The sequence below is a fragment of the Posidoniimonas corsicana genome, assembly GCF_007859765.1.
GTDB classification, from domain to species: Bacteria; Planctomycetota; Planctomycetia; order Pirellulales; family Lacipirellulaceae; genus Posidoniimonas; species Posidoniimonas corsicana.
Window position 1 is genome coordinate 20527 of record NZ_SIHJ01000005.1, and the last position, 17172, is coordinate 37698.

Genomic DNA, 17172 nt, shown 5'->3' on the forward strand with positions numbered 1-17172 from the left:
GGCGGGTGCGTTGTTCGCCATTGCCGACTCCCCAACTACCACAGGAACAGGGCCCCCAGTATAAGCCAACCCGACGCGCGGCGCAGACGTTGCCCCGGCGGCCGCCCGCGAGTACCCTGAACCTAGTTACGCAGGGCCGCGTCTTGAGGGCAGAATGAGTCAGATTATCGGCATCGACCTGGGCACGACGAACTCGCTGTGCGCCGTGTTCTCCGAGGGCGAGCCAAGGCTGGTCCCCAACTCGCTGGGCAAGACGCTCACGCCGAGCGTCGTTGGCGTGCTGGACGACGGCCAGATCCTGGTCGGCGAGGCCGCCCGCGAGCTGCGCGTCACCCGGCCTGAGCGGTGCGCCTCGACGTTCAAGCGGCTGATGGGCGGCGGCGACAAGGTGACCCTGGCCGGCGCCGAGTACACCGCGCCGGAGCTGTCGAGCCTGGTGCTGGGCTCGCTCAAGCACGACGCCGAGAGCTTCCTCGGCGAAGAAGTCACCGAGGCGGTCATCACCGTGCCCGCCTACTTCAACGACAACCAGCGCAAGGCGACCCGCCTGGCGGGCCAGCTGGCGGGGCTGAAGGTGCGGCGGATCGTCAACGAGCCGACCGCCGCGGCCCTGTGCTACGGCTTCCACGACCGCCAGGCAGAGAAGAAGCTGCTGGTGGTCGACCTGGGCGGCGGCACGTTCGACGTCACGCTGATGGAGGTCTTCGAGGGCACGCTGGAGATCATCAGCACCGCCGGCGAGAGCATGCTGGGCGGCGAGGACTTCACCAACCGGCTGGTGGCCACCATCCTGGCCAACGACGGCCAGCAGCTCGAGGTGGCCGAGATGCGGTACCCGCTACGCACCGCGCGGCTCCGCCAGCAGTGCGAGCAGGCCAAGCGCGAGCTGGCCGCCAACGACGACGCCCGCGTCCGCCTGCCGGACGACGACGGCGTCGTGCCGCCGGACGCACGCGGCGTGAAGATCACCCGCGAGGCGTTCGCCAAGGCCGTGAAGCCGCTGCTGGAGAGAATAGAAGGCCCCATCGCCAAGGCGCTGCGCGACGGCCGCACCAGCCGCGACGAGGTCGACGAGATCATCCTGGTCGGCGGCGCCACGCGGATGCGGCCGCTGCGCGACTTCGTCTCGGTGTACTTCGACCGCGAGCCACTCACCCGCTTCGACCCGGACCAGGTGGTCGGGCTGGGCGCGGCGGTGCAGGCCGCGCTGATCGCCGACGACCGCGCGGTCGATGACATGGTGATGACCGACGTCTGCCCATTCACGCTGGGCGTCAACTACTCCAAGGAGCTAGGCGCCCAGCTGCGGGACGGCTACTACCAGCCCATCATCCACCGCAACACCACCATCCCGGTCAGCAAGGAGCACCCCTTCTTCACCATTGTCGCCAACCAGCCGACCGTCCGGTTCGACGTCTACCAGGGCGAGCACCGCATGGTGGAGAAGAACCTGAAGATCGGCTCGCTGGAGGTGACCGGCATCCCCCCCAGCCCGGCTGGACACGCCGTGTACGCCCGCTTCACGTACGACCTGAACGGGATCCTCGAGGTCGAGGCCTACGCCGAAGGCGCCGCGAAGCGGTTCCGCACGGTGATCACCTCGCACGCGTCGGAACTGGCCGAGGACGAGCTGGCCGAGGCGCTCGAGCGGATGCAGCGGCTCAAGTACTACCCCCGCGACGACATGGTCAACCAGCGGCTGCTGCGGCTGGGCGAGCGGCTGGTCGGCGAGGTCAGCCCGTTCCAACGCGAGCAGCTGGAGTCCGCCATCGACGCGCTGGAGCACGCGATGGCGGCCGGCGAGCGCGAGCCGGTCGAGTCCGCGCGGCAGACGCTGCTGCAGACCCTCTCGGCCCTCGGCTTCAACCCCGAGGCGGACCCAACCGCCGACGGCGAGGAGGGTCCGCCGCGTGAGTAGCCCCGCCGACCCGAAGGTCCGCGCGTACCTCAAACGCCAGCTCGCCCGCAACCCGTGGGAAGAGAGCGAGCGTATTGTCGCCGAGCGCGCCCGGGCGCTGCGGCTCAGGCCCCGCGCCGCGGCGTCCGCCGGCGTCGACACGGGCGAGGAGCGTCAGCGGCTCCGCAGCGAGCTCGACGCATTGCGGACCACGGCGTTCACCGCGCCGCTGCCGGAGCTTTCCGAGCGTCTCGCCCGGCTCAAGCTAGACGACTACCCCGACCTGCGGTCGGCGGCCGAGCGGCTGCGGACTATCCTGGCGTCGCGGAGTGTGCTGCCGCAGCTCACCGGCCACCGCGACTTCAACCCGGACTTCCTGGCGTGCTTTAAAGAGGTGCTGGTCTCGCCCGCCCGCGACACGGCCGTGCTCCGCGAGCGGGTGCTCAACTCGTTCGGCAACCGCAAGCTCCGCAAGTCGGGCGTGCGGATGATCCGGCTGCTCGAGAAGCAGGCGCCCGCCCTGTGCGCGCTGGAGCGGCCGTGGCTGGACGCGCTGACGAAGCAGAAGCACAGGTCCGGCGGTGCGGCGGCCGCAGGCAGCGCCAGCGAGAAGGCGACCCCCGGCTGGGTAGTCGCGGTGATTGTAATCTTCATCGTCCTGCCGGCGCTGCGCGCACTAAGCCGCTTCGGCGATGAAGAGCAGCCGGCGCGCAAACCGCCGACGGTGACCGTGACGCCACCCGACGTGACGTTCCCAAGACCCGACCTGCGGCTCAGCCCCAACACAGCGGAGCAGACCGAGCTTGTCAGCTGGTTCTCGACGGACGCCCTATTCGGCGCCCAAACCTACCAGTTCTCATTCCAGCCCACCCCGTCCAACCGCAGAACCGGCGAGTACGATCCCCTCCAGCAGCCTGAGGTCATTGCTTTCTACATGGCGCCGCCGGCCATCGATGAGGAGATCCAACGTCTGATTGCAGACTACAAATACCCCCTGCCAACGATGCCCGGCTTCAACCGAGCCGACCGACGCGAGATCGCGCGTCTCCGGTTCTACTACGGCCTCAAGAAACTGCACGACCAGTACATTGCCGAAGCCCAGAAGCGGGTGGAGACCGCGGCCAATGACCCTCCTCCCCAGCCCGCCGCAACGCCACTCGATGATGAGGCGAGCGGGAGCCCATGGGACGGCATGGCGACTGCGGGTGAAGAAAGTTTCAGCGACCGGCTAGGTCGTGGACGCTTCCCTCGACCGCGTTACGCCACCCCACCACCACCGCCCCGCGGCTCCCCGTTCAGGGTAGACCACGGCTCGCCGTGGACTGTTGGTGGGCGACGAAACGCCAAGATCACCCGCAGCTCGGCGACCACCGGTGAGATTCGGATCAGCCTGGGCGAGAAAGACGGCGTCCGCGTGTGGAAGTTTCGTTTCAAGCCCACCCCGGACGGCGTTGATACCGAAGACCAAGAGCCGCTGCATGAAACGGTCTTGCTGGAGTTCGAGGCCCCAGGTCCCGTCATCGCCCAAGCGCTCGACAATATTGCCGACGAACTCGCAGGGCAGCAGTTGCGTCGTCCCCCAAGCTTGCGCGAGGACTCCAACGAGTCCTGGGGGCGAATTAGCAAGCGGCTAAGCATCCCCACCGAGGCCCAGCGCTTGCGGCACGTCCAGCAGCTTAGCCTCCTTCACGCTCAGCACCGTCAGGACGCGCCGAAACCTGACGAAGCTGAGGCCTCCTCCCCGTGGGACAGCGAGTAGCCTCCCATCAATCCCCCACGATCCCTCGCAATCGCCCTGTCGTCTGGCGCCTCCCACCAGCCACGCCCCCATGGCTAGCAGACAGATCGCTGCCGCGCCGCTTCACCCCGCCCCGTTCATAGCCACTTGAGCCCATCCGACGAACCGCCGCCCGACTGGTCGCTACTGCCGCACGACGCGGCCGGGTTCTTCGGCCTGTCCAACCCTATCGACCGCAAGGACCTGAAGCGGGCGTACAACAAGCTGCTGCGGCGGTTCAAGCCGGAGAAGGCGCCGGAGGAGTTCCAGCGGATCCGCGCCGCGTACGAGTCGCTGGACGAGCGGCTCCGCTACGGCGACGCCTCGGCCGCTGCGCCGCAGGCGCCGATCAACTGGAACGCCGCGGCCAACAACAGCCAGCCACCCGCCACAGCGGCCCCCGAAGGTTCCTCGCCCTCGGGTGACGCGCCCCAGTACGAGATCATCCACCAGCCGCCGGATACGCCGGCGGAGAAGACCCCGTCTGAGGTTCTGGACGAGCGGCTCGATCGCGACTCTCCCCAGGAGCTGTACGCCGAGCTCGCGGCGGCGCCGGAGAAGAGCCCGTACGAGTACTACGCGCTGGCGGTGATGTCGGACGTTGTCGACCGGGGCAAGCCGCTCCGCTTCGCCGAGTGGCTGCTGAGCGGGCTCACCAAGCACCCGGACAGCGGCCCGCTGTGGCGGCTTCTGCACGACTACCTCCGCGGCCCGCTGCCCGACGGCGCCGAGGAGACGCTGCTGCCCGCGCTCGCCCGCGTCGCCGAGGACGACTCGTTCTACCCGCTGACCGAGCCGCTCTGGCTGGCGTTGCTGCGGGCGCCGACCGACGGCGACCCGGTGGAGCGCGTCGCGCGGCTGCTGCAGCAGTGCGAGCGCGAGCTGCGTGACGAGCGGATCGCCGGCCGGATGGCGTTCTACATCCAGCTGGCCAAGGCTTCGCTGCTGGCGAGCGACCACCCGTGGCCCGGCGAGGCGCTCGACTTCCTGGAGTCCAACTTCGAGCACGCCCCGCCCTGGCTCGAGGCCGACCTCGACATGCTGGGCGTGATGCGCGACTACCGGGCGGTGCGGCAGCGATTTGCGGCCAAGCACCCGCTCTGCCGGCGGCTCGACGCGGCGCTGCGCGACTACTTCCTGCAGGACCAGCAGGAGGGCGACCGCGCGGTGGTGGCGGCCCAGGTGGCGATCACCGAAGACCTCGACGCGCTGATGGCCGCCTTCCCGCTCTCGGACAACGACCTGCACGAGCACTTCTTCCCGCTGTGGAGGTGGGTGTCGTGGGACGTGGGGGAGCGCAACGCCCCGCCGCCTAAGGAGGAGAGCGGGCCGCGGCCGAACTGGCAGAACCGCGTGTACACGCTCATGGCGCACCTCGACCGCGACACCAACGGGGGCTGGGAGGGCTGGAAGTGGACGCTGCTGACCATCGTCTACCGCGCGGCGCAAGGGGCATGCTACCTCGGTGCGGCGATGCTGGTCGTGTCGCTGCTGGTTGGCTTCGAGCAGGCGGTGTTCCCACGGAACGCGCCGGAATGGTTCGTCGCCCTGCTCATCCTGGCGCCGATCGCCGCCGCGGTGCCGAGCGGCATCAAGCTGAGCCGGATGATAACCGACCGGGTGTGGCACCCGTACTGCCTACGCAACAGCCAGCGGCTCTACCATCAACTCTGGCGGATGCCGGTGCTGCAGCTGCAGGAGCGTAGCCACCTCGACGACCGCGAGTTCCGCGAGTGTTTCGCCGCCAGCGTCAGCGGCGAGGCCCAGATGTCCGCCTACATCAACATGTACGTCCAGCAGGACTACGCGCCGGCGGTGCTGTCGACGGCGCAGCGGTTCCTGGCCTGACCGCTAGCCGATCCGCCGACGACGGCGCAGCGACGCCAACAGGCCGACCGCCAGCAGGCCGGCCGCGGCCGGTTCTGGCGCCGACGAAGCAGCGGCGGCGGACGGAACCTGGCCGCCGTAGTTGGACCGCCAGTCGTCGTAGCTGGTGAGTCGGTCCTTGAGCGGGCCGTCGGCGTCGCGCCACACGGTGTAGTCGGCGGAGTCGACCTGGCCATCGGAGTTCATGTCGCCGCTGAGCGTCTGAGTCAGCAGGAAGTAGGGCGATGAGATGTCGATGGCCAGGCTGTAGCCGCCCACCGGATCGCCGAGCGGCTGCGCGAGCGGCGGAGCAAACCCCTCCAGCGAGAGGCCCTCGGCGGGGCCCGAGTTGTCGAAGATCAGGTTGGTGAACGAGCCGGTCTCCTGCGTGACGGCGCCGGCCGCGGCTTGGCTGACGAGCGCGCCGTCGGCCGCGTCGGTGCGGACCTCCCAGCCGCCGGCGTAGAGCACGTCCGGGCTCTCGAGGTAGATCCAGATCGCGTTGTCGTCCAGCACCCCCAGGTCCGCGACCGGGGTGATCTCGCCCGCCGACGAGACGTATAGCGGCGCCGCGGCGCCGTCGGGCGTGAACCGCACGTCCTCTAAGTCCCAGCTCACACGGTACGAAACCGTCTGCAGGTCGGTGACCACTTCGATGCCGACCGGCACGGTCTGGGCGTACGTCGGCTGAGCGGCGCCGGGCGCGTGGTCTTGCAGGACGAACTGCGCGTCGAACTCGGCGGTGAAGGTCAACGCGGCGGCGCTCTGGGTCAGCAGGAGCACCGCCATCAATGAGCGGAGGGGCATCGCGGCGGGGGGGATTAGAGGCGGGATCAACAGCAGCCCAATCCAGTCATTATAGTTGCGATAGTCGGACGGCAGAACGAAATGGCAAGATTCGCCGCCGCGTCCCGAATCTGCGGGCAATACGGCTTTCCCCTCTACGCGAACGGCCTGGTAGGGTAGGCTTCTGCAGCGTTTGCCGGTTGCCCGCATGCAGCCCACTCATCCACGGCCCGACCCCACCGCCATGGCGAGCAAGAAGCCCAACCAGAACGAAGGCGGACTTCAGCTCGGAGCGGGCTGCCTGGCGTTGTTCGCGCTGCCGTTCGCCGGCTTTGGGCTGATGGTGGCGTGGTGGTACGTGTCGGCGATCAGCACGTGGCTCGACGCGCAGCAGTGGGACGAGACCACCGCCGTGATCGAGTCGGTTGACCTCAAGGTGAAACGCGACAGCGACAGCACGTCGTACCGCGTCGTGGCCAGCTACGAATACACCTACAAGGGCCGCCGCCTGCACGGCGACCGGGTCGGCGTGTTCACCGGATCGGACAACATCGGCCGCTACCACCACCGGATGCACAGCCGGCTCCAGGAAGCGATGCGTCGGGAACGACCGACGCCGTGCTACGTCGACCCGGACAACCCCGAGCGCGCGCTGCTCGACCGTTCGATGCGGCTCGGCATGCTAGCGATGTACACACCCTTCGCCACGCTGTTCACCGGCGTGGGGGTGGGCCTGCTGGCGTACGGGCTGCCGATGGCGGGCCGCGAGCGGGCGGCGCTGCGGCTGGCCAAGCTCCACCCGGACGAGCCGTGGCGGCAGCGCCCGGCCTGGCAGGGCGAGTCGATCGCCCACAACAACGCCGCCAAGGCGTGGGGGCTGACGGCGGCCGCCGCCTGGGCGCTGGCGTTCACGCTGCCGTCCGCCTGGATCGCGTGGCAGGTCGACGACGGCGGCACGGCGCCAAGGATCGTCATCGCCGCGATGACCGCCATCGCGCTGGCTGTGGCCGGCGTGGCGGCGTTCGAGCAGTGGCGGACGCTCCGCTACGGGACCTCCCGCCTACGGCTGGCGACCATGCCTGGCGTGATCGGCGGGAAGCTGACCGGCGTCGCGGTGATCCCCACCCAGGTGAAGCCGGCCGAGGGGTTCCGCGTGCGGCTGCTGTGCCAAGAGAAACGCAACGTGAAGCGGAGTGGCAAGTCGCAGACCAAGACCATCACACTCTGGCAGGACGAACGGCTGGTGCTCCACACGCTCGACACGGGCGAGCCCCGCAGCACCGCCGTGCCGGTCGACTTCACGATCCCGTCCGACGCGCACGCTACCGAGCTAACCGGTCGGACCAAGCTGACGTGGAGGCTCCTGATCTCCGCCAAAGCGGCCGGCCCGGACTACCGAGCCGAATGGGAAACGCCCGTCTTCCTCACCGAAGACTCGCGGGACGGCGTCATCGCTGAGCTTCCAACGGCACACGCACCGGACACCCCGCAGCCAGAGGTCCCGCTGGCGAAGCTCGCCCGGCACGACGGCATCCGCGTGCAGGAGTCGGTCGGCAGGCTGGAGGTCGGCGTTCCCCCCTTGCGCGGCGGCAAGCTGGCGCTGCCGCTGATGGTGTTCGGGCTGATCACGGCCGGCTCGGCCTACTGGCTGTACACCGAGGCGCAGTGGATCTTTGTCGTGGTGTTCTCCCCGATCGCGGCCATCTGCATCCTGAGCGCGGTCGGCGTGCTGCTCGGCTCCAGCCGGTTGACCATCAGCGGCGACGATTGGACCGCCCGCTCCGGCTGGTACGGGCTGCGCCGCGCGCGGCGGATGCGGGTCGGCGACATCAAGGCGATCCGGCTGCGGACATCGTTCCGGGCGAGCTCTGACAACGGCGAGACCTACCACACGCAGCACGTGCTGGCCGACCTGCGGTCGGGCGGCAAGGCGACGCTTGTCACCGGCGTCCGCAACCCGCGGCTGGCCGACCTGCTGCGGGCGGAGCTGACCCGCCGCGCCGGGCTGGAGCAACCCGTACGCGACCAGCGGCCGCTCGACTCGTCCGGCTGGACGGACGCGCTCGACCTGCCGGCGGACGACCATGCGTCGTAGCGCAGTGGGTCACAGGTCGAGCGTCATGATAACGTTGACCCGCCGGTAGTCCGGGTGCGGGCCCTCCCGCGACACCCGGAAGCCGACCGAATCGTACAACGCCCTGGCGGTGGTGAGCTTGGTGTTGCTGTACAGCTCGAGTTGCCGGGCCCCGTTCGAGCGGGCGTAGGCGATGGCTGCTTCGATCAGCCGGCGGCCGATCCCCAAACCCCGGTACGCGGGGTCCACGGCGAACCGGATGAACTCCTGCACCTCGTCGTCTTTGGCGACCACCGCACACACGCCCGCGACCGCCCCATCAACGGTCGCCGAGAACACCACGCCGCCGGCAGCCGCGATGGCGCCCGGGTTGGCGGCCAGCCGGCGGTCGGCTTCCTCGATCTCGAAGTGCTCGGAGATCCAGGCCTCGTTGAGCGCGACAAACGCGGCCAGGTGAGCGGGGTTGTTGGTGTGAAGCGTCGTCATGATATGCCCTGCGGGGTGGATTCTCTCGTAGGTCACCTCTGCTGCGTGGCGGGTTCGGGACTTAGGCGGCGGCCAGCCTGCTGCGGACGGTCGCAGACTTGACCCGGCCGCCCGAGCGGGCGAACGTTACAATAGCCGAGTCTCCTTCTACCGTCAGGCAGGCGCTGTGCAGACCGCGATCCAATTCTTTATCGAGTGCTGGAGCATCACGCTGGAGCTCGCGCCGTGGCTGCTGCTCGGCGCTCTGGCGGGCGGGCTGCTGCACGTCGGCCTACCCGCCGGCTGGCTCAACCGGCAGCTGCGGGGGCCCTGGGGCGTGGTGAAGAGTGTCCTCCTGGGCGTGCCGCTGCCGCTCTGCTCGTGCGGGGTGATCCCCGTGGGGCTGAGCCTGCGCAAGGGGGGCGCCTCGAGCGGGGCGTCGGTCGGGTTCTTGATCAGCACGCCGCAGACCGGCGTCGACTCGGTGCTGGTGAGCGCCAACATGCTGGGCTGGCCGTTCGCGGTCTTCAAGCTGGCGGCCGCCGCGGTTACCGGCGTGGTGGGGGGCTGGCTGGCCGACGCGGCGGACAACACGCGGTCCGCGCCGGCGCTGCCGATCGCCCACGACGAGGCCCCGCCCGAGCGGAGCGTCCGCGAGGTGCTGAGCTACGCGTTGATGCTGCTGAAGTCGCTGTGGCGGTGGCTGGTGTTCGGCGTCGTGGCGTCGGCGTTGATCTCGGTAGCGCTGCCGCAGGACGCGCTGACCGGGCTGTCGGCCTACGGCGGCCTGGGCGCCATGGCGGTGACGCTGGCGATTTCTGTCCCGCTCTACGTGTGCGCGACCGCGTCGGTGCCGATCGCCGCGTCGCTGGTCGCCGGCGGCCTGCCGACCGGCGCGGCGCTGGTTTTCCTGATGGCCGGCCCGGCGACCAACATCGCGACGATCGGCGCAGTGCGCAAAGCGCTCGGCGGCCGCGCGTTGGCGGTCTACCTGGGCGTCATCATCGTGGGGAGCGTCGCCGCGGGGCTGCTGTTCGAGGCGGTCATCTCGGCCGAGACCGTCACCGCGATGCTGCACCACCACTCCCCCACGTGGTGGGCGGTGCTCAGTGCTGTGGTGCTGCTGGCGCTGATCGGCAGGTTCGCCGCCGAGGAGGCTGCCGCGTGGCTGGGCGGCCGCGCGGCCCACCCGGACGCCGCTGACGCGCAGGCGGTCGGCGTCGATGGCATGACCTGCGGCGGCTGCGTGCAGAAGCTCGAGTCGACCCTCCGGGCCGACGCCGAGGTGCGGGGCGCCAGCGTCACCCTGGAGCCCGGCCGCGCCGTCGTCCAGGGTCCGATCGCCCCGCAGCGGCTCCGCGAGCTGATCCGCCAGGCGGGGTTCAGCCCCCGCGCCTAGTCGCCGCGGGCCTACCCGAGCGACGGCAGGGCCGCCTCGAGGGCTTCTCGGAGCTGGTCCATGTCGACCGGCTTGGAGAGCGCCGAGATCACCGGCTCGCGTTCCAGCACCATCTGGTGCAGGTCGGCGTGGCCGGAGATCAGGATGCACGGCTGCCCCAGCTTGGCGATCTCCTCGGCGGCCTCGAGCCCGTCCATCCGCGGCATGTCCAGGTCGGCCAGCACCACGTCGAACCGCTCCGCGCGGCACCGCTCCAGCAGTTCGGCGCCGTTGGCCACGATGCACGCCACGCGGTAGCCCAGCTTGTCGAGCAGGCGGACCAGCACGGTCTGCGACGCGGGGTCGTCCTCGGCGACAACGATGCGGACGTGGTGGAAATTCGGCGTGGGCATCTAACGGCGGCTTCCTTGCTGCGGAATTCGAGTGGGGCGTGAAAGTCTAGCGGAGATTGCCGCTGCGTGCAGTGGCCATCAGGCCGTGCAGCGTGTTGATGAGCCGCTCCGGGTCCACCGGCTTGGCGATGTGCGACTGGTAGCCCGCCATCATTGCTTGCATCCGGTCTTCCGAACGGGAGAGCGCCGTGAGTGCGACCGCCGGCGTCTGGCCCCCCTCCGACTCGGGCAGCTCGCGCACGTTCCGCATGAACTGGTAGCCGTCGACGCCCGGCATGCCGATGTCGCTGATGATGACATCCGGGCGCGTGCTGCGGAGCAGCGACATGCCCTCGTCGGCGGACCCGGCCGCGGCCACCCGCGCGTCGGCCTGCCCGAGGATCCGCTGCAGCAGGGCGCGCGAATCGATCTCGTCCTCAACGATAAGCACCTTCAGCCCGTCCAAGCCGCTGTGGCCGTTGGCCTGCTTGTCGTCCCGCGACCGCTGGCCCGAGTTCAGCGAGCGTTTCAGGGGCAGGCGGACGGTGAATGTGGCGCCCTGCCCCTCGCCGCCGCTCGCGGCCTCGATCGATCCGCCGTGCAGCTCGACCAGGTTTTTCACGATCGACAGCCCCAGGCCGAGCCCGCCGTACGCCCGGGTGGTCGACGAGTCGGCCTGCCGGAACCGGTCGAACATCACCGCCAGGAACTCGGGCTTCACGCCGATGCCGGAGTCGCTGACCGCGACCTCCACGTGGCCGCCGTCGCGGCGGAGCGACATGGTCACCCGGCCCCCCTCGGGCGTGAACTTGATGGCGTTGGAGAGCAGGTTCCAGAACACCTGCTGCAGCCGCGTGGGGTCGCCGGACACGACCACCGGGTCGGGATCGATCTCCTGCCGCAGCTCCACGCCCTTCATGTCGGCCGAGTGCCGCACCGACTCGACCGACTGGCGGAGGACGTCGGCCGGGTTGATCGGCTCGGGCTCCAGCCGCACCTTGCCGGAGATGATGCGGCTCATGTCCAGCAGGTCCTCGATGAGCTGGGTCTGCGTCCGCGCGTTGCGCTGGATGATCTCCAGCCCCTCCGCCATCTCGTCCTTGTCCGACGACTCGGGGTCGAGGATCTGGGCCCACCCGAGGATCGCGTTGAGCGGCGTGCGCAGCTCGTGGGACAGGGTGGCCAGGAACTCGTCTTTCATCACGTTGACGCGTTCGGCCTCGGAGCGGGCGGCGCGCTCGGCCTCGAGGAGCCGCAGCCGATCGTCGGCGGCCTGCTTGAGGTTGTCGTAGAGCCGTGCGTTCTCGATCGACACCGCCGCCTGCGAAGCGATGCCGGCGACCACGTGTTCGATCTGCTCGCTGAACCGCCCCGGCTCGGGGTGGCCGAAGAACAACCCGCCGATCACCTCGCCGGAGCGGATCGCCACCGGCACCGCCAGGTAGCTCTTGACCGGCAGGTGGCCCGTCGGGAGCCCGTTGTGCGGCGAGTTCCTGCCGAACCGCTCGTCCTGGGTGATGTCGTCCGAGCGGATGATCTCCTCCCCGCGGAACGTGGGGCCGAACAGGTCGGTCGCCCGGGGCATGCCGAGGCTGTCGAACTCCTCCCGGTCGGCGCCGGAGAGCGCGTAGAGCAGCAGCGCGTCGCCGTGCTCGTCCTTGGTGTTGTAGAAGAACGCGGCGAACTTCGCGCCGCTCAGCCGGCGGCCGATGTCGGTTATGAACTGCAGCAGGTCGTCCAGCTCGAGCACCGAGCCAACCGCCTTGGCGGTCTCGTTGAGCAGCTCGAGGGTCTCGGTCTGGTCGCGGAGCCGCTGCTCGACGCGTTTCACGCGGTCGATGTCGGTGTTGGTGCCGAACCAGCGGACCACGCGTCCGGAGTCGTCGCGGAGGGCCTGCACGCGGGTCAGGAACCAGCGGAAGTTGCCGTCGGCGCCCTTCAGCGGGAACTCCATCTCGAACGGCGCGCCGGTCGCGAGGCTGTGCTCCCAGCGGGCGAGCACGGTCGGCAGCACGTCCGGGTCGTGCACGTCGCGCCAGCCCCAGCCGCGCATTTCTTCCAGCGAGCGGCCGGTGTACTCGTTCCACCGCCGGTTGTACCAGAAGATGTCGCCGTCGGGGTGCGCCATCCAGGCCAGCTCCGGCATCGTGTCCGCCAGGGTGCGTAGGTCGGACTCGCTGCGGCGGATCATCTCGTCGGCCCGCTTGCGCTGGGTGATGTCCCGCGCGATGTTCGACGCGCCGACGATGGCGCCGGACTCGTCCCGCACCGGCGAGACCGACATCGACACCTGCACGAGCGACCCGTCCTTGTGGAGCCGCTCGGTCTCGAGGTCCTGGATCCGCTCGCCCCGACTCAGCCGGGCGAGGATCTGGTCTTCCTCTTCCCGCCGCTCCTCGGGCGTGATCAGCATGACCGTCTTGCCGACGATCTCCGCCTCGGTGTAGCCGTACAGCTGCTCGGCGCCGGCGTTCCAGCTCACAATCGTGCCGTCGAGCGACTTGCTGATGATCGAGTCGTGTGAGGTCTCGACGATGGTCGCCAGGTGGTTGTGCGCGCGCTGCGCCTCGATCGCGTAGTTGCCAAGGTTCTTGGCGGTCCACCACAGCAGCGCCACGAACACCGCGACGCCGATCAGCACCAGCATCGCGGCGTTGAACTGCGCGTCGTAGTAGCCCGCGTCGGCGCCCCGCACCAGCACCCAGCCCAGAATCGGCGGGACGATCAGCACCGGCGCCAGCATGCGTCGGAACAGCCGCCCGCCGATGTCGTCGCGGCTCAGCACCGACGACACGCCGCGGTCGGGGAACGCCGCGATCGCGCCCACCGACAGCACCGCCAGGATGGTGCTGCTCTGCAGCGCGATCCCGGTCACCTTGGCGATGCCGAAGAGCTGGTCGGCGTTGAACAGGTACCCGGTCAGCGACAGCGAGGAGATCAGCAGCGGCGCGACCGCCAGGATGCTGCCGATCCGCCGGGCGCGGCGGCCGCGGATCATCAGCAGAAGGGTCACGCCGAAGATGGTGAACGAGATGCACGCCGGCGGCCCCATCCGCATCTTCGACGTGGTGGCGTCCTGCCCCCAGTCGCGGTTGGCCAGCAGCGTGTCGATGCCGAGGTTGGCGCCGGTCACGTGCTCCAGCAGCGTCAGGCCGCCGATCAGGATCGACAGCCACGCGGCCCCCTGCCCGATGATGCGGGCCCAACGCTGGCGGTACTGCGTGAGGAGGATCAGGGCCAACCCGCAGGCCATCGACGCGACCGCCGTGTTCATCAGCATCGAGATGCCGTCGTTCACGCCGTCGCCGTTGCCGTCGCCCCACCAGTTGGTGAGCTTGGGGACGTCGAACACCCAGCCGACGACCGTCACGGCGCCGCCGGCCAGCGCGTACCCACCGGCCGCGCACACCACCGCCTGAGACACCGCTTTGGGCGACAGGTTCCAGGTGCGGACCGGGGGAGAAGAGTCTGACTGCGGCATAGAAGATCGGGTCGCAAGCGCGCAACGGGAGTACGCCCCGGGAACCCCGGGAGCGGACACACGTGCAGACCGCGTGCCGGTGGGAGAGCGTTTACCCGATCGCTAGGGGCCGCCTGCGTTGCAAGCAGAAGCCTGGCAAGGCGGTTTCCCCGCCCGGCCTAGCCTAGCTGGCGGCCGCCACCTCCTCAAGAAGCCCGCCGGCGCCGTCCCGCCTGGTCCGCCAACGACCAGACTGCCACACTCAGCGCCAGGGTGATTGCTAGCGGCTCAGGGATGCTGGGCGTCTGGTTCACGCCGATCACCACCCGGTATGAGCCGTCGTTGTCGTCGTACGCGCCCGGCGGACCGTTAAAACCGAAGCCATCGGGGATCCCCAGGAACAGCCGAGTCGCCCCGGTCGGGGCGGTGAACTCCTGGAACACGCCGCCGCTGGTGACGCCGTCGCCGATAAAGAACACCTGGCCGATCTCGGGGCTGAGCGACAGGAAGTCCTGCCCCAGGCCGCCCGGGCTAAAGTCGAGCGCCGAGGGCGGGCCGCTGACGGGGATGGCGTCGTCGAGGAACACGCCGGTCAGCGGGCCCTGCGGACCAGCGTACCCGCTGAGGCCGCCCAACGCCGTGAGATTGCTGCCGGCCGCGGTGTTGCCACTCGGACCAAAGTAGGGCGGGCCGAACCCGTTGAAGAAGTTGATGCCGCCGATGGTCGGGTCGAGCACGCGGACGACGTCGCCCGCCACGACGCTGATCACCGACGGGAAGGACTCCTTGGCTTCCTCTGGGGTGGGACCGCCGTGGCGCACCAGGTAGTCGCCCGGACCGGTCCACGGCGCGGAGGGGTCGGGGACAGTCAGGTCGGTGCGCCCCGCGAGGTAGATGGCGTCGGCCCCCTCAACGGTAACCACGAAATTAGCGGCGCGTCCTTCGCCGCCGACAACGCCCCACAGCAGGGCGACAGCAATCGCCCCGGCATGGCGCCCGATCCGCCAATCAATCGGTTTCATTAGTCGGCTCCCCCTGGGACCCCGGCGTCGCAGCCGCGACGCGTTCATCCGGGATGATACGGCGAGGCCAACCACCAAACAACCAACCAGTGCGTCGGCTCGCGGTGGGTGGACAGCGGCGCGCCGCCTGCCCCGCGGGCTTGCCCAACGCGAGCGTCAGCGGTTCTTTCTGGTCCTGGTCCCCAGTTCGTTGCTGAAACCGGCCACCCCGCGCGGATTAATGAACGGTTGCCCGCTTGCCCACCGCACGCCAGCTGGAGGGGCCGCTGCGCGCAGTTCGAGGATTCGAGCGCGGCAATTGTCCCCGCAGCGCGCCCAGAAACGGACAAAACCCCGCGGCCTGTTCCCAAGGAGGATTCCGCAATGGCTTAATACGAAACCACTTACGAGAAAACGGGGCGGCGGCACGCCCCGAGTTTTGTCCCCTGCGCGCGTGTTTTTGGACAAAACAAAGCGGTCAGAACCCGCTACGCAAAGTGCGAAACGAATATCGGTTCGCGATCACGGGGCGGTTATCGACCTAGGCGGGCTGCGGCATTGCGCCTGTCGCCGATTCAAGCGAGCGCTTCTTCGACAACCCTCGCCGGCTTCACGCCGGTCAGCTTCTGGTTGAGCCCCTGGTGCGGGTAGATCAGCCGCTGGTGGTCCATGCCCAGCTGGTGCAGCAGCGTGGCGTGGAGGTCGCGCACCTGGATCGGCTCGGTGAGGGGCTCGTAGCCGATGGGGTCGGTCTCACCGACGTGGGCGCCGGCCTTGACGCCGCCGCCGGCCATCCAGATGGTGAACGCGTGCGGGTGGTGGTCGCGGCCGATGAACCGCATCTCGCGTCCGCCGCGGTTCTCGCGCATCGGCGTGCGGCCGAACTCGCCGCCCCACACGACGAGCGTATCGTCGAGCAGGCCGCGACGCTCGAGGTCGGTCAGCAGCGCGGCGATCGGCTGATCGATCGAGCGGCACTTGTCGGCGAAGCCGCCGTTGAGGGCCTCGCTCTCGGCGGCGCCGTGCGAGTCCCAGCCCCAGTCGTAGAGCTGCACGTACCGCACGCCGCGTTCAACGAGGCGCCGCGCCAGCAGGCAGTTGTTCGCGAAGCTCTCGACGCCGGGTTGGGCGCCGTATTCGTCCTTGGTGCGTTGGCTCTCGCGGCGGACGTCCATCGCGTCGGCGGCGGCCATCTGCATCCGGTACGCCATCTCGTACTGCGCGATGCGGGTGACGGTCTCCGGGTCGCCGAGCTCCTGGTGGGTGCGTTGGTTGACCCGGTTGATGGCCTCGATCACGCGCCCGCGGAGCTTCGCGTCGACGCCGTCCGGGTTCGAGAGGAACAGCACCGGGTCGCCCTTCGACCGGCACTGCACCCCCTGGTAGACCGACGGCAGGAAGCCCGATCCCCACACGCTCTTGCCGGCGCTAGGCACCTTGCCGCCGGAGACCAGCACCACGTAGCCCGGCAGGTTCTGGTTCTCGCTGCCAAGCCCGTACGTGACCCACGAGCCGATGGACCCAAAGCCGAGCCGCTGGTCGCCGGTGTGCATCAGCAGCTGCGCCGGCGCGTGGTTGAACTGGTCGGTCCGCATGGTGTGCAGGAAGCAACACTTGTCGATCACGCGTTCGAAGTGCGGCAGACGGTCGCTGAGCCACACGCCCGAGTCGCCGGTCTGGTGGAACGGGTAGCACGGCCCCAGCAGCTGCGGCGTGCCCTGGATAAACGCGAATCGCTTGCCTTCGAGGAACTCCTGCGGGCAGTCCTGGCCGTGCAGGCGTTGGAGGTCGGGCTTGTGGGTGAACAGCTCGAACTGGCTTGGCGCGCCGGCCATGTGAAGGTAGATCACGCTCTTGGCGCGCGGCGCGAAGTGCGGGCGGCGGGGCAGCAGCGGGCGGGCGGGGTCGATCGGGGTCGGGCGGGCGGAGCTGGCGGCGGCCGGCTGCGCCAGCTGGTCGGCCAGCCACAGCGATCCCAGCCCCGCCATCCCGCCGGTCAGGAACGTCCGCCGGGTCTGGCTTTGCAGCTGGTCGTGCTGGAGCTGCTGCAGCAGGTTCATTGGCATGGGGTTCCGC

11 protein-coding genes are annotated in these 17172 nt (G+C 69.4%); 5 read left to right on the forward strand and 6 right to left on the reverse strand.

The genetic code is table 11. From position 1 onward, the window contains the following. Window positions 1-154 precede the first annotated feature (154 nt). The 3 genes from KOR34_RS23325 to KOR34_RS23335 all read left to right on the forward strand — a co-directional run bounded on the left by KOR34_RS23325 (window position 155) and on the right by KOR34_RS23335 (window position 5522). Window positions 155-1918 carry an Hsp70 family protein gene (locus KOR34_RS23325; protein ID WP_146568547.1) on the forward strand — a complete coding sequence of 588 codons (1764 nt, stop codon included), beginning with the start codon at window positions 155-157 and terminating at the stop codon, window positions 1916-1918. Then, on the forward strand, window positions 1911-3656 hold the full coding sequence (locus KOR34_RS23330) for a hypothetical protein (protein ID WP_146568548.1): 1746 nt from the start codon (window positions 1911-1913) through the stop codon (window positions 3654-3656). The genes KOR34_RS23325 and KOR34_RS23330 overlap by 8 nt, the downstream gene beginning before the upstream one ends. 126 nt (window positions 3657-3782) lie before the next feature. After that, window positions 3783-5522: a J domain-containing protein gene (locus KOR34_RS23335; RefSeq protein WP_146568549.1), complete on the forward strand. Its 1740-nt coding sequence runs from the start codon at window positions 3783-3785 to the stop codon at window positions 5520-5522. 3 nt (window positions 5523-5525) lie between these two features. Here the strand turns inward: KOR34_RS23335 and KOR34_RS23340 are convergent, their stop codons facing one another. Further along, window positions 5526-6347, reverse strand: coding sequence for a PEP-CTERM sorting domain-containing protein (locus KOR34_RS23340; RefSeq protein WP_146568550.1), 822 nt, complete (start codon window positions 6345-6347; stop codon window positions 5526-5528). Between the two features lie 223 nt (window positions 6348-6570). On the opposite strand from KOR34_RS23340, the gene KOR34_RS23345 reads away from it, so the two are divergent. Beyond that, complete coding sequence (locus tag KOR34_RS23345; protein ID WP_197531692.1) at window positions 6571-8421, forward strand: DUF3592 domain-containing protein; 1851 nt, start codon at window positions 6571-6573, stop codon at window positions 8419-8421. Window positions 8422-8430: 9 nt separating this feature from the next. On the opposite strand, the gene KOR34_RS23350 is transcribed toward KOR34_RS23345, so the two are convergent. Then, a complete protein-coding gene (locus KOR34_RS23350; protein ID WP_146568552.1) occupies window positions 8431-8886 on the reverse strand; it encodes a GNAT family N-acetyltransferase in 456 nt (151 codons plus the stop codon). A gap of 166 nt (window positions 8887-9052) precedes the next feature. Here KOR34_RS23350 and KOR34_RS23355 point away from each other — a divergent pair, with 166 nt between their 5' ends. Beyond that, entirely contained in the window at window positions 9053-10264 is a 1212-nt protein-coding gene (locus KOR34_RS23355; RefSeq protein ID WP_146568553.1) for a permease, read from the forward strand. Between the two features lie 11 nt (window positions 10265-10275). Here the strand turns inward: KOR34_RS23355 and KOR34_RS23360 are convergent, their stop codons facing one another. The 4 genes from KOR34_RS23360 to KOR34_RS23375 all read right to left on the reverse strand — a co-directional run bounded on the left by KOR34_RS23360 (window position 10276) and on the right by KOR34_RS23375 (window position 17156). Continuing rightward, window positions 10276-10656 carry a response regulator gene (locus tag KOR34_RS23360; protein ID WP_146568554.1) on the reverse strand — a complete coding sequence of 127 codons (381 nt, stop codon included), beginning with the start codon at window positions 10654-10656 and terminating at the stop codon, window positions 10276-10278. A 46-nt stretch (window positions 10657-10702) separates the two neighbouring features. Then, complete coding sequence (locus KOR34_RS23365; RefSeq protein ID WP_146568555.1) at window positions 10703-14116, reverse strand: PAS domain S-box protein; 3414 nt, start codon at window positions 14114-14116, stop codon at window positions 10703-10705. 185 nt (window positions 14117-14301) lie between these two features. Next, window positions 14302-15117: a PEP-CTERM sorting domain-containing protein gene (locus KOR34_RS23370; RefSeq protein WP_146568556.1), complete on the reverse strand. Its 816-nt coding sequence runs from the start codon at window positions 15115-15117 to the stop codon at window positions 14302-14304. 554 nt (window positions 15118-15671) lie between these two features. Then, window positions 15672-17156: a DUF1501 domain-containing protein gene (locus tag KOR34_RS23375; RefSeq protein ID WP_146568858.1), complete on the reverse strand. Its 1485-nt coding sequence runs from the start codon at window positions 17154-17156 to the stop codon at window positions 15672-15674. Window positions 17157-17172: the final 16 nt, after the last annotated feature.